The organism is Methanosarcina sp. WWM596 (genome assembly GCF_000969965.1).
Taxonomy (GTDB): Archaea; Halobacteriota; Methanosarcinia; order Methanosarcinales; family Methanosarcinaceae; genus Methanosarcina.
Window position 1 is genome coordinate 1,137,144 of record NZ_CP009503.1, and the last position, 19,225, is coordinate 1,156,368.

19 protein-coding genes are annotated in these 19,225 nt (G+C 43.8%); 14 read left to right on the plus strand and 5 right to left on the minus strand.

What is annotated here, in order from left to right:
* Window positions 1-403: 403 nt before the first annotated feature.
* From MSWHS_RS05115 to MSWHS_RS05125, 3 genes are all read right to left on the minus strand, one after another.
* On the minus strand, window positions 404-1,123 hold the full coding sequence (locus MSWHS_RS05115; RefSeq protein WP_369798965.1) for a class I SAM-dependent methyltransferase: 720 nt from the start codon (window positions 1,121-1,123) through the stop codon (window positions 404-406).
* Window positions 1,124-1,440: 317 nt separating this feature from the next.
* Window positions 1,441-2,871 (minus strand): acetate--CoA ligase family protein, encoded by a 1,431-nt coding sequence (locus MSWHS_RS05120; protein ID WP_048158814.1) that lies wholly within the window; start codon window positions 2,869-2,871, stop codon window positions 1,441-1,443.
* Window positions 2,872-3,083: 212 nt separating this feature from the next.
* Window positions 3,084-3,440 (minus strand): helix-turn-helix domain-containing protein, encoded by a 357-nt coding sequence (locus MSWHS_RS05125; RefSeq protein ID WP_048126587.1) that lies wholly within the window; start codon window positions 3,438-3,440, stop codon window positions 3,084-3,086.
* A 178-nt stretch (window positions 3,441-3,618) separates the two neighbouring features.
* Between MSWHS_RS05125 and MSWHS_RS05130 the strand changes: the two genes are divergently transcribed.
* Window positions 3,619-4,290: an NAD(P)/FAD-dependent oxidoreductase gene (locus MSWHS_RS05130; RefSeq protein ID WP_048126590.1), complete on the plus strand. Its 672-nt coding sequence runs from the start codon at window positions 3,619-3,621 to the stop codon at window positions 4,288-4,290.
* A 92-nt stretch (window positions 4,291-4,382) separates the two neighbouring features.
* On the opposite strand, the gene MSWHS_RS05135 is transcribed toward MSWHS_RS05130, so the two are convergent.
* Window positions 4,383-4,739 (minus strand): helix-turn-helix domain-containing protein, encoded by a 357-nt coding sequence (locus MSWHS_RS05135; RefSeq protein WP_048126594.1) that lies wholly within the window; start codon window positions 4,737-4,739, stop codon window positions 4,383-4,385.
* A 146-nt stretch (window positions 4,740-4,885) separates the two neighbouring features.
* Between MSWHS_RS05135 and MSWHS_RS05140 the strand changes: the two genes are divergently transcribed.
* The 5 genes from MSWHS_RS05140 (at window position 4,886) to MSWHS_RS05160 (ending at window position 7,689) form a co-directional block, all read left to right on the plus strand.
* Entirely contained in the window at window positions 4,886-5,545 is a 660-nt protein-coding gene (locus MSWHS_RS05140; protein ID WP_048126596.1) for an NAD(P)/FAD-dependent oxidoreductase, read from the plus strand.
* A gap of 144 nt (window positions 5,546-5,689) precedes the next feature.
* Window positions 5,690-6,028 carry a cupin domain-containing protein gene (locus MSWHS_RS05145; protein WP_048126598.1) on the plus strand — a complete coding sequence of 113 codons (339 nt, stop codon included), beginning with the start codon at window positions 5,690-5,692 and terminating at the stop codon, window positions 6,026-6,028.
* A gap of 43 nt (window positions 6,029-6,071) precedes the next feature.
* Complete coding sequence (locus MSWHS_RS05150) at window positions 6,072-6,416, plus strand: CGGC domain-containing protein (protein WP_048126600.1); 345 nt, start codon at window positions 6,072-6,074, stop codon at window positions 6,414-6,416.
* A gap of 324 nt (window positions 6,417-6,740) precedes the next feature.
* Window positions 6,741-7,202: a hypothetical protein gene (locus tag MSWHS_RS05155; RefSeq protein ID WP_048130234.1), complete on the plus strand. Its 462-nt coding sequence runs from the start codon at window positions 6,741-6,743 to the stop codon at window positions 7,200-7,202.
* A gap of 118 nt (window positions 7,203-7,320) precedes the next feature.
* Entirely contained in the window at window positions 7,321-7,689 is a 369-nt protein-coding gene (locus tag MSWHS_RS05160; protein WP_048158815.1) for an ATP-binding protein, read from the plus strand.
* 174 nt (window positions 7,690-7,863) lie between these two features.
* Here the strand turns inward: MSWHS_RS05160 and MSWHS_RS05165 are convergent, their stop codons facing one another.
* The gene (locus MSWHS_RS05165; protein ID WP_048126604.1) at window positions 7,864-8,433 is read right to left on the minus strand and encodes a hemerythrin domain-containing protein; all 570 of its coding nucleotides are present in this window, start codon (window positions 8,431-8,433) and stop codon (window positions 7,864-7,866) included.
* Between the two features lie 234 nt (window positions 8,434-8,667).
* Between MSWHS_RS05165 and MSWHS_RS05170 the strand changes: the two genes are divergently transcribed.
* The 8 genes from MSWHS_RS05170 to MSWHS_RS05205 all read left to right on the plus strand — a co-directional run bounded on the left by MSWHS_RS05170 (window position 8,668) and on the right by MSWHS_RS05205 (window position 19,023).
* Complete coding sequence (locus MSWHS_RS05170) at window positions 8,668-9,030, plus strand: carboxymuconolactone decarboxylase family protein (RefSeq protein WP_048126606.1); 363 nt, start codon at window positions 8,668-8,670, stop codon at window positions 9,028-9,030.
* Window positions 9,031-9,186: 156 nt separating this feature from the next.
* A complete protein-coding gene (locus tag MSWHS_RS05175) occupies window positions 9,187-10,005 on the plus strand; it encodes a TrmB family transcriptional regulator (protein WP_048126609.1) in 819 nt (272 codons plus the stop codon).
* A 209-nt stretch (window positions 10,006-10,214) separates the two neighbouring features.
* The gene (pheA, locus tag MSWHS_RS05180; RefSeq protein WP_082088033.1) at window positions 10,215-11,213 is read left to right on the plus strand and encodes a prephenate dehydratase; all 999 of its coding nucleotides are present in this window, start codon (window positions 10,215-10,217) and stop codon (window positions 11,211-11,213) included.
* Window positions 11,214-11,370: 157 nt separating this feature from the next.
* Window positions 11,371-12,267 (plus strand): hypothetical protein, encoded by an 897-nt coding sequence (locus tag MSWHS_RS05185; protein ID WP_048158816.1) that lies wholly within the window; start codon window positions 11,371-11,373, stop codon window positions 12,265-12,267.
* A gap of 316 nt (window positions 12,268-12,583) precedes the next feature.
* Window positions 12,584-13,558, plus strand: a complete 975-nt coding sequence (locus MSWHS_RS05190) for a MoxR family ATPase (protein ID WP_048126613.1) — start codon at window positions 12,584-12,586, stop codon at window positions 13,556-13,558.
* A gap of 228 nt (window positions 13,559-13,786) precedes the next feature.
* A complete protein-coding gene (locus MSWHS_RS05195; protein ID WP_048126615.1) occupies window positions 13,787-14,668 on the plus strand; it encodes a DUF58 domain-containing protein in 882 nt (293 codons plus the stop codon).
* Between the two features lie 3 nt (window positions 14,669-14,671).
* Window positions 14,672-16,549 carry a BatA domain-containing protein gene (locus MSWHS_RS05200; protein ID WP_048158817.1) on the plus strand — a complete coding sequence of 626 codons (1,878 nt, stop codon included), beginning with the start codon at window positions 14,672-14,674 and terminating at the stop codon, window positions 16,547-16,549.
* Window positions 16,546-19,023, plus strand: coding sequence for a VWA domain-containing protein (locus MSWHS_RS05205; RefSeq protein WP_048158818.1), 2,478 nt, complete (start codon window positions 16,546-16,548; stop codon window positions 19,021-19,023). The genes MSWHS_RS05200 and MSWHS_RS05205 overlap by 4 nt, the downstream gene beginning before the upstream one ends.
* Window positions 19,024-19,225: the final 202 nt, after the last annotated feature.

Below are 19,225 nucleotides of genomic sequence, written 5' to 3' on the forward strand. Positions count from 1 at the left end.
TTATGTCCGATTTTGTCCCATCTAATTTCACAACACCTTTCTCATTCAAAACATTTTTTGAAGTATTTAATATATTCTGGATGTTTGTTATATATATGTGATGTTTTTTGTCCATCCCCTGTTTTCTTCAACTCTTGCAAACATTTGATTTTTGCAAAAACCAGGGTCAACAGGAAGAATATGGTTTTTGTCTGCTGAAAAAGCGTGAAGAAGGAAAATTGTGCTGTCTTGAATCAGAACACCCTGAAACGAGGCGGCATGGATGCAGAAAGTTTCGGGACTTAATATTAAGTTTACAGGAGAAGAATATTTATGCCTGAATGCTGACTCGTGTAATCTATTTTAATAGACTATCTAAATGGGACTATCTGTCTTTTAGCTCAGTCTGCAAATTGAAACATTGTTATGAAATCTTAGAGAGTATTGCATGATACCTGTATTCATAATACATTGATTTCGCATACTCCATCTGGAAGCCGTTTTTTCTGGCAATTTTTTCAATAATTTGTGGGCTGTACGAATTCCCTATTGTGTCAGCCGGTCTATTTTCCAAAAAAGCTGAGATCTTTTTTAAGCAGCTGGTACATGCTCTGAGAAATATATCCCGGTGTATGAAATTCTGTGAGAACCAGCCTATTTTCCACAAAGAATATAGCTTGGGATCAATTATGTCAAAGAAAGATATTTTTCCGTCCTCATTCAGATATGCGGATGCATTGAGGATGAAATCGTCAACCTGTTCCGGGGTCAGGTACTGCACCACGCCTGCTACAGTTATCTGGTCAAATTTTGTGTCTAACTTCTCCCATACTGTTCTGTTATCCGCAAGGATCAGATCCACATTTTTATATTTATGATGCCGGACCTTTTTTTCGGCTTCAAAGAGCATGGAGCTGGAGAAATCAACCCCTACTATTTTTTCATAGTATGGGGCATAATATATGAGGAGGTCCCCTGCCCCGCAACCGAAGTCAAGAAGAGTTTTCCTTCCGTTAAGGTGGAATAGCTTCTCTTTTGCTTCTTTAGCAAGGGATTCTTCAGTTGAAAACCTGTGCTCATCTTTCGTTTTATCTGAAAAATAATCTTCCCAGGAGAATTTTGATTTTTTAAACACTGTTTCCATGCTAATCATCCTGTTCTTACTATCTTTTCCATTTCCGGGTAATTTCCTGAAGAGAAAACAGAAGATGAGATCAAAGTTAGAAATAATTACAAACGATTCCTTTTTCTTAAGCTTATTAAGAGAAACACATTTAATATTATTAATTTAATTTACTATTATATAGGTTTTGAAATAATCGTTCTGAATAAAAATCCTGTCATCTCTTACTGGAACTGTGTCTTTCTCAATCCTGTCGTCTTTTCGTCCGCCCCGGGATTTGTGTAACCTCTGCGAGATTTTCCGATCCAATCCTTTATTTTTTCAAATTTCGGGCAATTTTAGTTTTTTTTCGGCTCAAATTTTATTTCAGCTTGCCATTTTCCTCCGCAAAGCACGGCTGCCGCTCGGACCACGCTTTCAGGGCTGAAAAATACCGGCATTCCGGTGGCTGTAAAAGCTGAAGCCATTTTCCGGCTGAACTTTCCCCCCGGAGAGCTGATCAGGATAGGTTTTCCGCAGCTTTCGGCAAAATCCCGGATTTTTTCTGCAACCCCTTCGGTAAGAAGAGGTGGGCCCCAGAGCAGGCTGACAATTGCAAGGTCGTATTCTCCCGCGAGAGCCTCCTGTAGGGCAGCAACATAATGTTCATCCCGCACACTGCCTGTGAGGTCTATTGGGTTTTTTACGGAAGCAAAAGCCGGAAGTTTTTCCTTTAGCTTCCCTACAGTAGCTTCGGAAAGTTCAGGGACTTTGAGCCCTGCTTCCTCACAGGAGTCGGCAATGGAAATGCCTATCCCTCCCCCGTCAGTTATTATCAGGATCCTGTTTCCTTCTACAGGGGAATACTTGTTGAGAACTTTGCAGGCATCTTTCAGCTCTTCGTAACTGGCGACCTCTATTATGCCCGTTTTCCGAAAAGCGGCTTCATAAGCTTCATACATCCCGCTAATTGCACCGGTATGGGAACTTGCTGCCCTTGCTCCCGGTTCCCTTTTTCCAACCTTAAGAGCCATCACAGGTTTCCTTTTTACGCAGCTGGAAGCAACTTCAAGGAATCTTCGCCCGTTTCCTACGGACTCAATGTAAAGAGCAACTGTCTTTGTGGCTTCATCCTGTGTAAGAAATTCAAGGCAGTCGCATTCGTCAACATCAACCTTATTCCCATAGCTTACAACCCTTGCAACGCCTGCTCCCTCATTTGCCAGTTCGTCCATAATCATAGCGGCAAAAGATCCACTCTGTGTAAGCACGGAAACTCTACCTTTGGAAGGTCTTTCTATCTTTTCCCCCTCTATGAAAAACGTATCAACTTTTGAGACAGTGTCATATATTCCAAGGCAGTTCGGTCCCATAGCCCTGATACCTTTCTCTTTTAAAAGAGCCCTCAGTTCGTCTTCCATTTTCTTCCCACCGGGCCCCATTTCTCGAAAGCCGGAACTGACAATTATGGCTCCTTTTATATTTTCCACAGGCCCTTTCAAAATTTCAAGAACAGCTTTAGCCGGGACTGCAAAAATAGCAATATCAATCCTGTCTTCAATCTCTCCGGGAGCCGAATAACATTTCAGCCCCTCAATCTCCCTATATCCAGGGTTTACGGGATAAATCTTTCCTTTAAAACCCATTTTCCTGAGGCTTTTCAGAACCGTATGGGAGAGTTTCTCAGGGTTCGGAGACGCTCCTATAAGGGCTATGCTCTCAGGTGTGAAGAAAAAATCCAGGTTTCTTTCAGTGCCAATTTTTACTTTATCTGCTCCCCCATTATTCATTCAAAACCTTCCTGAGCATTTCCTTCTTTTCAGCATGTGATAGGTCTCATTTCACAACAATTTATGACCCGTTTGTATAAAAGAATTCCAATGCCGATGAACCGGGATACTGTCCTTTTTTGAGGTAAGCGAAACCTGAGAATTTTGCTTATCTTCGAAGGGGAAAAGGCTCCTGATTCTATTCCGAAGGGAGGATGGGATGGGTAGTTCACTCAGAGGTCACAGTATTTACAAACAGACCTGTCGCATTCACTGTTATTGAATTTCCACTTTGAACCCCATTTTTTGATTCCCTGGATAACTTTTATGAAGTCTTCTCCACTTTCTGTAAGAAAATATTCTGACTTGGCGGGGACTGTGGAATTGTCCACTTGCTTTACAATAAGACCTTCACTTTCCAGTTCTGTCATCCGGGCGGAAAGGATTCTAGGGGTTACGCCTCCAAGTTTGCGTTTTAGCTCGTTGAAGCCTTTTTCCTTCTTTTCCCCTTTATATAATTCCAGTAAGATATGGATGGTCCAGCGTTTCCCCACGATGTTCATCGTTTTGTAGACGATACAGTTTTTCATAGTATAAACTATGATACTGTCCTTATATAAGCAATATCTTTAAAATACTACTATTAAAAGATGCATGATGGATGTATACATTTATTAAAAGATGCATGATGGATGTATACATTTCCAGAATATTCCTTTATTAATCCCAACAAAGTATAATTATCTACTAAGTTGAGAGGCGATACCTGTGAAAAGTACCATACCTGAAAAGAATGCTATCATCCAGCGCGATGGAGAAACCTATCTAATCGCCCCCAGAACCCCTGGAGGCATTGTTGATCCTGCAACCCTTAGGAAAATTGCGGATGTTGCGGAGAAATACGGGGCTGCAACTCTGAAAATGACCTCTGAACAAAAGATGGCAATCGTAGGCTTAAAAGAAGAAGATATTGACGCCGCCTGGGCAGATCTCGGCATGGACGCCGGGATGGTCGCCGGACCTTTTGTAAAGGGTGTCAAGTTCTGTCTGGGGACAACTTACTGCAGGAAAGGTCAGCAGGATGCCGTAAGCCTCGGGATGAAACTGGAGGCGAGATACAGGGGGAAAAAACTTCCTTACATGATGAAAATGGCTGTTTCCGGCTGCCCGAGTTCCTGCTCCGAACCCGTGATTAAGGACGTAGGGGTGATGGGCACTGCAAAAGGCTACACTCTCATGGTGGGCGGAGCTGCAGGACTGAAACCGAGGCTTGCTGACGTTGTGGCAAAAGGACTCTCCGAAGAAGAAGTCCTGGAAGCTGTTGACAGGATAGTCGAATTTTTCAAAGAATATGGGGAGAACAGGAAAAGGCTAGGAACAATCATAGATGAAATCGGTCTGGAAGAGTTCAAAAAAGAAGTAGGTCTCTGGGAAAAGTAAAAGACCTGTTTTTTCTTCTTTTTCCCTTTATTTTCTTTTCTTACTTGTTTTTATAATTTTTTCTTTACATTTTTTCCTTATGCTTTTTGCCCCTAAACGTCACAGTACTTGCAGATGGCCTTTTCACATTCTTCGTTCTGGAATTTCCACTTTAGTCCCCACCTTTTTATCCCCTGTATGATCTTTATAAAATCCCTTCCGCTTTCTGTAAGGTAATACTCGGATTTTGGGGGATTTGTGGACTCGTCAACAGTCTTCATGATCATGCCTTCTGCTTCAAGTTCGGTTAACCTTTCCGAAAGGATTTTTGGGGTTACGGACCCCAGTTTTCTTTTCAGTTCATTGAAGCGCTTTTCTTTCTTTTCCCCTTTGTGCAGCTCAAGAAGGATATGGATGGTCCATCTTTTTCCTATAATATTCATCGTCTTGTAGACCGTGCAGTCTTTCATAGTATAAACATAGAAACTGTCTGATATATAAGTTAGTATCTCTAATATACTGGTATCCAAAAGATACTATTATAAAATTTAATTTTATATTATATTCTTTTGTGATATATTCCTGTAATAATAAAGATGAGAAGAAAGGATCAACCATGAAAGACAATTTACCTGCAAAAGGCGCAATCGTTCAGAGGGACCGTGAGACATATGCAATAGCCCCCCACATTCCGGGAGGAGTTGTAGATCCGGACACTCTCATAAAAATCGCTGAAGTTGCAAAAAAGTATAGTGCAGCTGCCCTGAAGATGACCTCTGCTCAGAGAATTGCAATCGTAGGCCTTAAAGAAGAAGACCTTGACAATGTCTGGGCTGACCTTGGCATAGAGCCTGGAGCAGCAATAGGGCTTTGCGTAAGAAGTGTTAAGATGTGCCCGGGAACAACTTTTTGCAAGCAAGCTAAACAGGACTCACTGGGTCTGGGCCTCAAACTGGATGAAAAATATCACGGGATGCCCATGCCTTCCAAACTGAAAATGGGAGTTAGTGGCTGCCCGAATTCATGTGCTGAGCCTGCTATCAAGGATATAGGGATAATGGGTACAGCAAAAGGATATAATCTTATGGTTGGAGGCTCTGCCGCTGCATCTCCCAGGCTTGCGGATGTCGTGGCAAAGGCACTTTCTGAAGATGAGGTTCTCGATGCCGTGGACAGAATCATAACATTCTACAAAAATTCCGGTACAAAAAAGAGGCTCGGTAAATTCATTGAGGATACTGGTCTTGATGAATTCAAAAAACAGGTTGGACTCTAAGCCCCTGAGGTTTACAGTTTAGGAGATGTCCTGCTTCACGACTGATTGAATAGATTGGTACTGATCAGGCATATATAAAAACAGAACAAAAATAGAGCAAAAACGGAATAAAAACGCCTAAATGGTCAAAAAGGGGATAACTATATGAAAGTTGTTGAGATGAAATCCTCACCGGAAAAGCCGAACCCTCATAAAGTGAGCGTACGAATGCTCTATGATACGGAACATGCCCAGGCAGTGCACATCGAACTCAAGCCAGGGGAAGCCTTAAAAAAACACATCACGCCTGTGGACGTCTTTTTTTACATTCTCGAAGGAAAAGGCGTCGTTGAAATCGGGGACGAACAGGAAGAAGTCAGCAGGGACATGCTGATCGAAAGCCCTGCAAAGGTCCCTCACCGCCTTCTGAACCCCGGAGATGGCATTTTCAGGGTGCTTGTTGTAAAAGTTCCGAGGCCGACTGAATCTACCCGTTTGCTGTAAAACGTATTATGATTAAAAAAATGTGTGCAGGACTGGGCAAAAATTGACTAAAAAAACAAAATCCATAAAAATAGCGGTAGTTCGCTGTGACATCGTCTCGGAAGCCTGCCCCGGCGTGGGCTGCTTCAAAGCCTTCAATGAGAGGAAGTCCCACTTTGAGGAATACGATGAAGAAGCGCAGATAATTGCCTTCTTTACATGTGGGGGTTGCTCGGGTAGGAGGGTTTACCGTCTGATAAATGCTCTGAAAAAGTATGATCTTGACGTCGTGCACCTCAGTTCCTGCATGCTTATGGGGGATAGTTATCCGAAATGTCCCCATATAGATACCATCAGAAAGACGATTCAGGATGCGGGTATAAAAGTGGTGGAAGGGACACACCACTGAAAACCCCATTAATGCAAACAATACGTGAAAAAAAATGAACTTCTGATTGGTAAAAAACAACCTTCTGATAGAATAAAAACTCAGGTTTTTTTCGAAAATACAAATTGCTAATAGTACAGGTTGCTAATAGTACAGGTTGCGAATTGCAAGTTGAGATACAGGTTGCTAATAGTACAGGTTGCGAATTGCAAGTTGATATACAGGTTGCTAATAGTACAGGTTGCGAATTGCAAGTTGATATACAGGTTGCTAATAGTACAGGTTGCTAATAGTACAGGTTGCGAATTGCAAGTTGAGATACAGGTTGCAGATATGGGTGATAAAATGGATCATGATACATCTCGGGACCAGGACAAAAATATAGACGAAAACGAAACCTATGAAGGCGCAAATCCTGAGCTTCAGGATCTTTCTCTTCCTACAACCGATAACATGCTATACTCGATTTTGAACTCTTTAAATCAGAATATAGCAAACTTTCACGCTTACCTGAAATTCAAGAACTATATCTCAGATGAGACTTTAAACACGGAGCTCCTGAAAAGAAGCATGGGCATTCACAGGGATTTTTCTGCTCTGTTTTTGCACACCAAAGAAGAACTAGTATTTATCTATCCGGAACTTCTTGAGAAAGCAGAAAGAGTATTGTTCAAAGGGGAAGCAGGCACGGATTTCATAAAGTATACCTGCAAAATGAGCAAGCTAATAGACGATTATAAAACAACGCTCTACAGGGAAGGGTATTTGCCGGATTTCAAATGGCAATTTATGTTAACCGATATTTGATTTTTTTGCCAAATCATCTAGTTCAACGGATCAGCCAGTCCAACAAACCAGATACTTCTACAAATAAAATAATATCTTCCCATAAAAGGAATATGCCTAAAATAAGGGGTTAATTTCCATGGTAAAACGAACAATTATAAAAATTGACGAGGAAAAATGCACAGGCTGCGGGAAATGTGTCGCACCCTGCGCTGAAGGCGCTATTCAAATCATTAACGGGAAAGCAAAAGTAGTATCCGAAGAACTTTGCGACGGCATGGGCTTCTGTATCGGGGTCTGTCCCGAAGGTGCCCTCTCTATTGAAGAAATGTACACAGTTGAATTTAACAGGGAAAAAGCTGAATCCCAGCCGAAAAAGCAAGATCTCTCAATCCGCTGCTTCGAATGCGGAGCCGGAGAAGACACCCACTACCTCCTCCCCCTCAGACACAACATGGAAAGCCTCTGGGTCTGCACTCGCTGCCTTCCCAAGTTGATCCACGGTTAATTCATGTTTTATCTATTAAGTTTCTTCCCCATAAAATAGTCCTCTTGAGCGTAGCGAAAAGGACCGCGTACTGTCTAAAATTTTAACTCTTTTGAACTCCTGTGGAACAGTAGAGAAGAGCTTGACCTCGAAAAGAGAGTAGAGGAATGAGATGCACCTCTCCTTAAAGGTCACTCATTTTTTAGATTCCTTATCTTCGGGTATCAAGTATATTTCTTTCAGATGGTGAAGCTGTCTGTGGAACTCTTCATGTTTGCCTGCACCTATCTCTTCATTTTCTACAACCTCGAAGGATTCAAGTAACTCCTTCTGCACTTCCGGTGCAAGGCAGACATCAGCCAGAGGGAAAAGGTCATTTTCCTCTTTTTCTGTATGCAGGGTTAAAAGTTGAATATATGCCCTTGCGTCCTCAAGAATTGTCAATTCTTCTTTATCCCATACTTTTTTTGAAACTGCCTCTTCTATTCTGCTGACATGCTCTCTTCCCTGTTTATGTTCCTTTATAAGGGAGTCGATTAACTCTTTTGCTGGAATTCCAGCCTTTTCCATTTCAGGGAAAAGGTAAACCTCTTCTTTTGTGTGATGGCACTTATCCACGAATATTTTCATGAATTCTAAGAGTCCCTCAAGATGCTCCAGTTTAACGTTTCTTCTATACTCTATATCCGTGCACATGCCGTCAAGAATTCTCAGCATGAGTTTGACAGCCTTGTGTTCTTCTTTCAGGTCATCGGTTGGTTTCATTTGCTCTCCACGTTCTTTTACATCTAAATTCAACATCTAAATTCAACATCTAAATCCAACATCGGGATTTATTCAAATACCCGGTTGGTTGCGTTTTTTCTTCCAACCTGCCATTTTTGATAGTTTGTATTTCTGAGGCTCAGGAATAGATAAATAATATGCATATAGATACAATATAGCTAATATAATCTTTGATAAATATAAACAAAAATAGGCAATGGGGGTTTAATTGGAATGAAAGAACACAAAGATCTGGAACACAAAGAGTTACTGGAAAGTATGAGTGAAAAGCTGGGTTTTACCCCGCATATTCTGGAAATCCTTGGCGAACTTGATAGCGAATCTCTGCATAAGTATAACAGGTGCAATAAGAAATTACTATCAGACGGAGCCCTGCCTGCAAAGGTCAAGATTCTGATAGCTCTTGCAGTCGTTGCATCCAAGCAGTGCGAAAGGTGTACTGTTGTACAGATGCAGAGTGCCCTTAAGAATGGCGCCACCAAAGAGGAAATAATGGAAGTTATGGATGTCATATTCATAACCTCAGGCGCACCTGCCGTAGCAGCCTGCAGGGACGCACTGAAATTGCTCAAATAAAACGGAACCATAAGTTGAAATCGTTTCAGGCCAGAAATCTTTTTTTGGTATCCTAAACCAGAAACTTTTTTTCGCATCAGATGTCGGTATTTTCAGGCATCTTATGCACAGGTCTTTTTTCGAAACTGTTTTAAGATATTAAACCCAAATGCTGGCATGCAAAATGAAAGGCTCCTCCAGGACATCGGCCTCAATGCCTATGAAGCAGCTGCTTATCTTTCTTTGTTGAAACTGGGCGTTTCCGAAGCAAGTGCTATCTACAGGGATTCGGAGGTGCCCTATGGGAAAATCTACACTGTTCTTGAGTCCCTGGTTGGAAAAGGATTTGTGGAAGTTCAGGTTTCAAGGCCCAAAAAGTTCAGGGCGGTCGACCCCGAGCTTTCTCTGGATATTATTTTTGAGAGGAGAAAAGCCGAAGTCGAAAGGGAAATGGCGGTTTTAAAAGGCTTCATTGAAGAGGCAAAGCAGGCCCTGAACGCTGTTCCTAACCAGAAACGAAAGGATGAGATCTTCTGGACAACCGCTATCACCGAATCAGAAATTAAAAAATTTGCTGTTTCTATTTATGGAGAAGTAAAAAAATCGATCTGTATCCTTCCTCCTGTTTTCGGAATACCCATTGTTTTCTACCTGCTTCCGGAAATAACAAAGGCTATTGACAAGGGAGTCCGGATCAGATTGATGGTTTCTCCACGTTTCAGGGCTCTTACCTCCATGCTTTCCAATCAGGAGGGAGAAACTCTTGAAAAACTTAAAAAAGGCCTTGATGTCAGGGTGGTCCAGAATTTCAACTCCTGTTTCGGGATTATCGACGACAACGTAGTCGTCCTTTTCCAGCCTCATCCAACGGACAGGGACAGGGTTCTTTCGGTCGTAAAAATTCGGGACATCGGGCTTGCAAAAAATCTCAAAGAGGAATTTGAAATTCTGTGGAACGCGGGAGAGAAGCTCAACTTTCAAGAAAAACTGGAATAAGCAGACAATCGCTCGACTTTCAAGAAAAACTGGAATAAGCAGACAATCCGGGAAATTTCCACCCCGGGAAAAGTTCTTTTTGAGAATAAATTAACTTAAATGCTCAAATTACCCTCTGGAGCAAAACTAATTATTAAAATCCTAATAGTCCTCTTGAGCGAAGCAAAAAGGGCACCGTCCTCCCGAGACGGGACTCGGGTGGCACAGCTATGCCATCAAAACTTATTATTACCATCCCCCCAATTAACCTTCAGATGATCATAGGTGTAATGGGGCCGGAAGGCTCGTATTCGGAGAGGGCTGCAAAGCTCTGGACTCTGGGTAATAACAAGGATGCAGAGTTTCGGTATTTTGCAGATATAGAGGATGCCTTTCTGGCTGTAGTTAAAGGAAAAGCAGACATATCCGTAATCCCAGTAGAAAACTCTATAGAAGGTTCTGTAGGAGTTACCCTTGACCTCCTCCTTGAAAACGAGGCTGTTATAATTGGAGAAATTGTCGTCAAAATCGAGCACTGCCTGCTTTCTAAAGGCGGGCCTGAGAAGATAAAGGTCATCCTCTCCCACCCTCAGGGGCTTGCCCAGTGCAGGCATTTCCTGAAAAGACATTTTCCTGAAGCGGAACTCCGAAGCACGGGCAGCACTTCTCATGCGGCCCGGCTGGCAGGGGAGTTTGAGGAAATGGCAGCAATAGCGTCTCCTGAGGCTGCAGAGCGTTACGGGCTGAAAACCCTGCTTTCAAATATCCAGGACAGAAGGGAAAACTACACCCGTTTTATTGTTGTCCGGGCCGGAAAAAATATTTCCCAGACCATGGGCGTCGAAGGCGTTGAAGGGGAATCGAACTCGATAACCGGCCAGAATTCAGAGCATGGGTTCTATGCTGAACCCGAAACCAGGAGAGAAAAAGTCAGCCCTTCGGCCTGCAAAACATCTCTTATCGTATACCTGGAAAAAGACCGGCCAGGGGCATTATACGAACTTCTGGGAGCTTTTGCAAAAAGAGGCATTAACCTTACAAAAATCGAGTCAAGACCTTCCAAAAAGGAACTCGGAGACTATTACTTCTACATCGACTTTGAAGGGCATACAAGCGATGCACTTATAAAAGATGCCTTAGAAGATATAAAATCAAAAGCCGGTACAAAATTAAAAGCCAATACTTTAAAAGTACTGGGCTCCTATTCAACTTTTAAGAATTCCGGATAAGCATAAGCCTTCAGGGAACGTGTACATTTATATAGTATCTTTATATAGTATCTTTCTGTAATATTTTTCTATAGTATCTTTATATGTCGGTGTGCATCTTTACATAACATTATTAAGTATAATAACGCCGGGATCTCCGGTTGCAGAAGGGAATAAGATGGCTCTGGAGATTGAAAATATCATAAACAAACACGAATCGGCTCTGAAGAAATATAGAGTATTCTATGTTTTCGCAGACCTTCTTGCAACGTTTCTGGTTCTCTATGCCCTTTTTGTGCTCTTCAACATGAGGGATATATTCTTAATGTTTCGCACCTTTGAACCCTATACCGGTGTAAAATACAGTATTCCTGGTTCTGAAATTGTCTTTGAGACCCTGGGACTAATTATTCTTGCCTTTACCCTCTCTCTTATACTCACAGCAGTCAGGTATTACAGGGCTAAAAAGAAAGACGCGATTTCCTTTATTGAAGAAAAATACCCTGTACTCAGGGAAAGGATGAGGACAGCCTATGATAACCGGGATATTGATAACATTATTGTCCGTGACCTTATAGGCGGCGTCATAATCGATTCTAAACCTGTGAAGTCCTCTGTCTTCCTTAACAGAAAAAAGCTTGCAAAAGATCTCTTGGTAACCATGTTTGCTGTTACAGTTCTGGCATATGTTGCCCATACAGGATGTCAGGCACCTGTTGGTCCCCTCGACATGAGTGAAGTGATAGAAACTATTCCTTTCCCGGGTTCGGGTTCGGATCTTGTTTCTGTAGAGGAAAACGGTGGGACTTCAGGAGACCCGCAGAACAATGAAGGACTTTTTGGAGAACCTGCTGTTATCATAGTTGAGGGCAAGGAAGTAGACTTAAAGATACCTCCGGGTGCAGGGCAGGGCTTTATGAGCCAGGAAGACGGAGAACAGAGAGACAATGAATCATTCATTCAGTCGGGTCTATATGACTCGGATCCCATTGCTTCTCAGGCTTATTATGAAAACCTTCCTGAAGAGTACAGGAGTGTTATCCAGAGCTACTTTGAACAACTTGCAGAAGAATAATATGAATAATTCATCTTAGTATTATGATAAATTTATATTAATATCTTGATAAATTTGTATTAGTGTCATGATAAATTTGTATTAGTTGGACTTACCTGTATCCAGTTTAATAGAAAGTTATTGAAAAGAAGTTTTGAAATTAAAGGCTGTATAGACTATCAGGCTGTATGAACTATCAGGCTGTATGAACTATCAGGCTGTATCCGGAGTAACAGGCTGTTTTTTAAATGACACTCTGTTGCAGGAGCGAATACAGTTCAGCAGGAAGCGGTCATAGGGATCCGCAAAAAACAGCAATTCAAAGGGTGAAGCAGATATGAGTGAGAATAATATCGATCCAGGGGAGGCCGGCACGACCTACCAGAACGCAGGCAGGATTTTTAAAAGTTTCTTTGAAGAGATAGGAAATGTCATAGTGGGTCAGAACAGGGTAGTGGAACAGATCATAATCTCAATTCTCTGTGAAGGACATGCCCTCGTTGAAAGCAATCCCGGGCTTGGAAAAACCCTGATGATCTCCACGATCGCAAAGGCAATGAACCTGAAATTCAGCAGAATTCAGTGTACTCCTGACCTGATGCCTTCTGACATTACAGGGACCAATATGATTGAGGAGAAAGATAATAAAAAAGAATTCAGGTTTGAACCCGGGCCTGTCTTTGCAAACATCGTGCTTGCAGACGAGATCAACCGTGCTTCCCCTAAAACCCAGTCAGCCCTGCTCGAAGCCATGCAGGAAAAACAGGTTACAGTCGGAAATGATACCTTTCTTCTTGAACGCCCCTTTTTTATTCTTGCCACCCAGAACCCCATAGAAATGGAGGGCACATACCCCCTACCCGAAGCCCAGCTAGACCGCTTCCTTTTAAAGATCCTTGTAGACTATCCCTCCTTTGAAGAGGAAATGGAGATCATAAACCGTTATACGAAATCCGAAGTCCCGAAGATCACCAGAGGCCTGGACAAGTCCACACTTCTCGATTTACAGAATCTTACCCGGCAGGTTCCTATCTCCGAAGAACTCAAGCAGCGCGTCCTTTCTATTGTGTCAATGACTCGCAAAGACAAAGAGCACATAGAGTATGGGGCTTCTCCCCGCGCATCCATTGGCATGATCCTTGCAGCAAAGGCAAGAGCCCTGATACAGGGTAGAAACTTCGTGGGCAAAGAGGATATTGATTACATGGCTTACCCGGTTCTCCGCCACAGGCTGATTCTGACCTTCGAAGCCGAAAGAAGCGGGATGACCCCGGATGAAGCCATAGAGGAAATTTTAAAGAAGATTAAATGAAACTTAAATGAAACTTAAATGAAACTTAAATGAAACTTAAATGAAACTTAAATAAAACTTAAATGAAACTTAAATAAAACAGTTAAGCCGATCAGATAATGAAATCTGACAGGCCTGTAATTGAGCAGGTTCTGAAAACCGATCTGCATAATATATAAAACAAAGTTAAAACCCCCAGGGTTTTTTCCAGGTCCGGGCAGAACCGGGCTTTTCGGTTGACGATCAAGAATGACTCGCACAAAACAAAAAATCGAAACGGATTTTTTCAGGCAGCTTGACCGCTTTACCTTTTCGGTCCGGAAAAGGGTATCGACGGTCTATGCCGGAAATCGTCCATCAACCCGAAGCGGACACGGAATCGATACTATCGGGTTCAGGGAGTATGACTCAAGCGACGCTTTGAAAGTTATAGACTGGAAGGCTTATGCGAGGACTGAAAAGCTTTATGTTCGGCAGTTTGAGGAAGAAAAAACTCTTACAACTCATATCCTTCTGGACGCCAGCAAAAGTATGGACTACCCTGAAAAGGGGACCTCGAAGTTCGAGTATTCTGCCATGCTTGCTGCAGGTTTTGCTTACATGGTAACCAAATATAATGACAGGTTTGCCATATCCACTTTTACGGACGAAATTTTCATCAATAAACCCCGCAGGGGCAGAAAAAACCTTATGCGGGCAATCGACCGACTTAGCGAGCTTGAACTGTCTGGCGGGACTTCTATTAGTGAAGCTGTTATGAAGTACAGCCGGGAGATCAAGTCCAGATCCCTTGTAATCCTGATTTCGGACTTCATGCAGGATCCGGAGGCAATAGATACAGCTCTGTACCGGCTCTCCGATCACGACCTTATAGTTATACAGGTGCTTGATCCCACAGAAATAAAACTTCCTCTTCAGGGAAACAGCAAGCTTGTAGACCTTGAAACAGGTGAAGATATAAGGACATATATAAGTGAAAAGTTCAAGGAACGCTATACCCAGAAACTGGACGACCACACTGCAAGGATTAAAAAAACCTGTATGAAGGTCGGAGCCGAGTTCTATACCTTTACAACCGACACTCCTATCTTTTATGCTTTCCATCATACGATCAGGAGAAGGAGACGCTAAAAAATGCCGTTTCAAACCCCCCTTGCTCTTGCTGCTCTCCTGAGTGTCATCCCACTTATAATCATTTACATGCTCCGCCCAAAACCAGCGGTTCTTTCGATTCCTTCCTTAATGTTTGTCCTCAAGCTTGAGAGGGAACGAAAAAAAGTTTATGCTTCACTCACGAAAATCGTGAGAGACCCTCTTTTCCTGATTCAGCTCCTTATGCTGATCCTTCTCTCCATTGGAGCTGCAGGCTATTATTACACCTCAAATGAGCCTCTTAGCGGAGAGCATACCGTAATTATCCTTGATACTTCGGCAAGCATGCAGGTCGAGTCTCGTTTTGAAGACGCGGCTGGAATTGCCGACGGCTATGTGAGCAAGAAAAACAGCATAATCCTTGCTTCCAGCACCCCCCTGCTGGTTCTTGAAGGCGGAAGCGCATCTGCTGCCGGGGAAATATTCAATAAGGTTAAGCCCGGAGCCGGCACTGCCGACCTTTCTGCAGCTATTACTACAGGTATGCGCCTCCTTTCAAACGAAGGGGGAAGAATAATTGTTATCTCCGACTTTACAAACTGGGATGGGGATGACCCTGTAGTTTCCAAGAACCTGGCTGAATCCTACGGGATTGGGGTCAATTTCGTAAAAGTGGGAAAACCTGCAGACAACATAGGAATCATTAATGGCTGGATTGAAGCAGGGGCTGGAGAATACGGCTACACAGGTGTGGTCAAAAACTACAAAGGTGAAAGCCAAATTGTGAAAATAGAAGCAGGAAGAGGGACTTCGGGAAATGCTTCAAAGTCTTTTACCCTGGCTGTTCCTGCAGGCGGCACAAACCAGTTCACACTTGCAAACCTAGGGCCCGGAATTACTACAATCAGTCTCAATGTTAAAGATGACCTGTCTGTTGACGATAAGGCTTACATCTCCATTCCGGATACCTCCGGGCAGCAGGTCCTCTACGTCACGGATAATGGAAAGCTGCCTTCAAAAACAGCACTTTCCCTACTTCCCAATAGCGACCTTAAAATTCAGAAATCGGTACCTTCTTCCCTTGATAATTACTCCCTTGTTGTGCTTGCTCAGAAAGAAACCCCAATTGCCAACGGCTCGGTGGACAGAATCGAAAATTATGTGCGGAACGGAGGGAATGTGGTTTTCATTGCAAGCGAAGCTCTTTCTCCTGAGAAAACCGAGGTTGGCCTTGTTAAGCTCCTGCCTGTAAAACCTATCGGAGTTGAAGAAGCCGAAAACGGGCTTGAGGTTGAAGAAACTCTTCAGAACAGCATTACAAAGGACATACAAACCGAAGAGATCTCGGTCCGCAAATACATGAACGCAACTGAAAGGACAGGTTCTACAACCCTCGTAGCCACGGAAAATGGCATTCCTGTGCTGAGTTACTGGCAGGTAGGTAAAGGAACCATCTTTTACATGGGGCTTTCCGACGAGCTCGGGGACGGAGCCTGGAACAATTTCCATAACCTGCCTGAGTATCCGGTGTTCTGGATTAAGCTGGTTGAATGGCTCGGGGGCATAGGGGAAATTTCAGAATACAACCTTGAAACCGGCACCTTGACCTCTCTTTCAAAGACCGTGGAAATCCGCACACCTTCAAAGACCCTTACCGCAAACCGTTTGCTCTTTGACGAAGTGGGAATCTACGAAATTTCGGGCAAGAAGATTGCAGTCAACCTCTACGATGACCGGGAATCAAATACTACAGTAGACGCCTCGGAACTTATCAGCCGGGCAGTTGCAGAAGATGAGACCAGGCTTGTCCGGGCTGACACTTATACTGCAGAAAACGATATTACCAATTACCTTATAGGAGTCCTGTTCCTGCTTCTGTTGCTTGAAATCCTGATCGTCCGCGGGAGGGGTGAACTGTGAACGTAGCCCTTGAGAGCCCTGAGATGCTCTTACTAATCATTCCCGTGGTTATTGCGGGGTTCTATCTCCTGCGGAAGACAAAAACAAAACTTGTGGAATGGAGAATGCTCGTTGCCTTCCTCCTTGTCCTTGCCCTGGCTGCCCCCTATACAACGGTTACCCAGACTATCAGTGAAGAAAACCCTTCGCTTGTGCTTGTTCAGGACCAGACAGCAAGTATGGGCATTTTCCCTGAAGAAACAGGTACCGACCTGTATCAAGCCCTCACAGCGGACACCCCGACCACCCTCGTGCAGTTAACCGGGGAAAAGACTTCTCTTGGGGATGCTGTGACCCAGTACTCCGGGCTTGGCAATCAGATCGTGCTTGTTACTGATGGAAACAGTAACTCAGGAAAGGATCTTACGGAAGCTCTGAGATTTGCAAAAGACGCAGATACTCCCGTTTATCTTGTCCAGCCCGAGCTTGAGACAAATGACCTCAGTGTCGAGATACTTGGGGACAAAACAGTTGTTGTCAACAACAAGAACGAGGTTGAGATAGTTGTCCGCCAGGCTTCGGAGCAGAGTGTCAGTTATTTCCTTGAAATTTTTGTGGATGGAGAGCTTATCCAGAGCAGGCAGTTCATGCAGGACGCCCGGGATAATACGATTTCGATTACCTTGGAGCCTTTTACCACCCTCGGTGCCCACAATATGAATGTAAGGATCAGTGATGTGTCCGGAGGGGATTTAAACGAAGTTAATAACGAGTTCTACAAGTCCCTTTATGTAATTCCCAAACCGAAACTCACGCTCGTTACCGGGGAGACCGGTTCTCCTCTCGCCAGTGTCCTGAGCAACCTTTACGAAGTTTCGATTGTAAATGGTTATCCTGGAACAAATATTGCAGACAGTAAGGTCCTGGTGCTTGACAACCAGTTCATAGACACTTTTTCCGAGGCTGAGATAAAGGAAATTAAAAATTATGTCAGCAACGGGGGCGGGCTTATTGTCGTAGGAGGAAATCGGGCTTATAACTATGGGAGCTACCTAAATTCTTCCCTTGAAGAAGTCCTGCCTGTAATTTCAAAACCTTCCGAGTATAAAGGAGGGAGAAACCTGGTCCTGCTTCTTGATGTCTCTCCAAGTACAACTGCTCATGGTACTCAGGGCGATATCCTGTCAAATGCCATTAAGATTCTTGAGAATGACAACATGAAAGATGCAAATGTTGGCGTCATAGCATTCGGTAACGCGGCATATGATGTTTCTAACGGGTTTGTGTTCATGGGGCTTCCGCAGAATCTTGCCGTTCTGGAAGAGAAGATCAGGACATTGACCCCTACTAACCAGACTGAGACCTCTCTTGACCAGGGGCTTGGTATAACAAAACAGATGATTGAAGGCAAGGACGGAGAGCTTGATGTTATTATAATCTCTGACGGAGGAATTGAGGACTCTTATGACCAGAGCCTTCAGACTGCACAAACGCTGAAGGATATGGGTGTAAACATGTACTTTATTCACATCCGTTCTTCTGCTCCCTCTCAGATCGACAAGGTCAGAACCTTCTATGCTGAGAAGCTAATGCAGGAGCTGGGGATTGAAGATAACTATGAGCCTCTCGATATGGGTGAGAGAACGAATATCGTGTTTGAGGATCTTGTTACGACTCCCGGAGAAGAAGAAGAAGAGGAAAGCGAGGACCCCGGTATCTATCCGCTTCTTGAGTACTCTCCGGACCACTTCATTACGAAGAACGTGAACCTTACTACCGCCAGTATCACAGGATATAACCAGGTTACGCCAAAAGCAGGGGCAGAACGCCTGGTCATTACGGCTACAGGGCAGCCTGTACTCACTACATGGCGCTTTGGGCTCGGGCGTGTTGCAGCCTTTACAACGGATAATGGCGGAAACGAAGCTACTCGCTGGGCGTCTGCTCTTTACAACGGGACAAACAGCAAACTCATCTCAGGCATGGCCAACTGGGCAATTGGAAACCCTCAGGCAGAAGAAGGGGCGGTAGTTGAAGCTCTGGATACCTGGCTTGGTACCCCTTCCGACCTCACCCTGATAATGTACGATGAGGGAGTCCCGCAGCTTAAACTGGACGGAGCCCCGCTTGACCTTGCCCTCACAGGCAGGAACACATATGAAGCAAGCGTCAGCCCGGACAAAATCGGGATTCACGATATTTCCGGTTACCCGCTTGCGGTAAACTACCCGCTTGAGTACCTTGAAGTCGGGTTCAATAATGATATCGAACCTCTTATCCTTGCAACCGGAGGGAAGATTTATACTGAAAAGGAGGCAAGAGCCCTTCTCCTGAAGGATGCGAGGCAGAACTCCGAAAGGGAGTCAAACGATCCCGTGAGCCTGAAAGTGTATGTGCTTCTTGCAGCCCTTGTCCTTTACCTTGGAGAAATCCTTGTCAGGCGCATAAGGGAAATGAGAAGGCTTAAACAATCCCAGGGTGAAACAGGAGCCTGAGTAGATTATTTTTTCTTTTTAGGGAGAGCCGCCAGACAGGCTGGCGGCTGGCTACAAGTCCTGTGTAGCGCACGAGGAAAAAACCTGAGATATCTTCGGTATTCCTGAATAGTATCAACCGGTTAAATCAGGGATCAGTTTTTTCTATTTTTATCTCCGCAGGCGGGAAGATCCCTTCCTCAAAAATCTGCATCGTCAGGCG

Coding starts and splice junctions, on each gene's coding strand:
- MSWHS_RS05185 (WP_048158816.1), top strand. CDS start 11,371: ATGGCTCTGGAGATTGAAAATATCATAAACAAACACGAATCGGCTCTG.
- MSWHS_RS05195 (WP_048126615.1), top strand. CDS start 13,787: ATGACTCGCACAAAACAAAAAATCGAAACGGATTTTTTCAGGCAGCTT.
- MSWHS_RS05125 (WP_048126587.1), bottom strand. CDS start 3,440: ATGAAAAACTGTATCGTCTACAAAACGATGAACATCGTGGGGAAACGC.
- MSWHS_RS05140 (WP_048126596.1), top strand. CDS start 4,886: ATGAAAGACAATTTACCTGCAAAAGGCGCAATCGTTCAGAGGGACCGT.
- MSWHS_RS05170 (WP_048126606.1), top strand. CDS start 8,668: ATGAAAGAACACAAAGATCTGGAACACAAAGAGTTACTGGAAAGTATG.
- pheA (WP_082088033.1), top strand. CDS start 10,215: ATGCCATCAAAACTTATTATTACCATCCCCCCAATTAACCTTCAGATG.
- MSWHS_RS05160 (WP_048158815.1), top strand. CDS start 7,321: ATGGTAAAACGAACAATTATAAAAATTGACGAGGAAAAATGCACAGGC.
- MSWHS_RS05165 (WP_048126604.1), bottom strand. CDS start 8,433: ATGAAACCAACCGATGACCTGAAAGAAGAACACAAGGCTGTCAAACTC.
- MSWHS_RS05120 (WP_048158814.1), bottom strand. CDS start 2,871: ATGAATAATGGGGGAGCAGATAAAGTAAAAATTGGCACTGAAAGAAAC.
- MSWHS_RS05155 (WP_048130234.1), top strand. CDS start 6,741: ATGGATCATGATACATCTCGGGACCAGGACAAAAATATAGACGAAAAC.
- MSWHS_RS05115 (WP_369798965.1), bottom strand. CDS start 1,123: ATGGAAACAGTGTTTAAAAAATCAAAATTCTCCTGGGAAGATTATTTT.
- MSWHS_RS05190 (WP_048126613.1), top strand. CDS start 12,584: ATGAGTGAGAATAATATCGATCCAGGGGAGGCCGGCACGACCTACCAG.
- MSWHS_RS05135 (WP_048126594.1), bottom strand. CDS start 4,739: ATGAAAGACTGCACGGTCTACAAGACGATGAATATTATAGGAAAAAGA.
- MSWHS_RS05175 (WP_048126609.1), top strand. CDS start 9,187: ATGCAAAATGAAAGGCTCCTCCAGGACATCGGCCTCAATGCCTATGAA.
- MSWHS_RS05145 (WP_048126598.1), top strand. CDS start 5,690: ATGAAAGTTGTTGAGATGAAATCCTCACCGGAAAAGCCGAACCCTCAT.
- MSWHS_RS05200 (WP_048158817.1), top strand. CDS start 14,672: ATGCCGTTTCAAACCCCCCTTGCTCTTGCTGCTCTCCTGAGTGTCATC.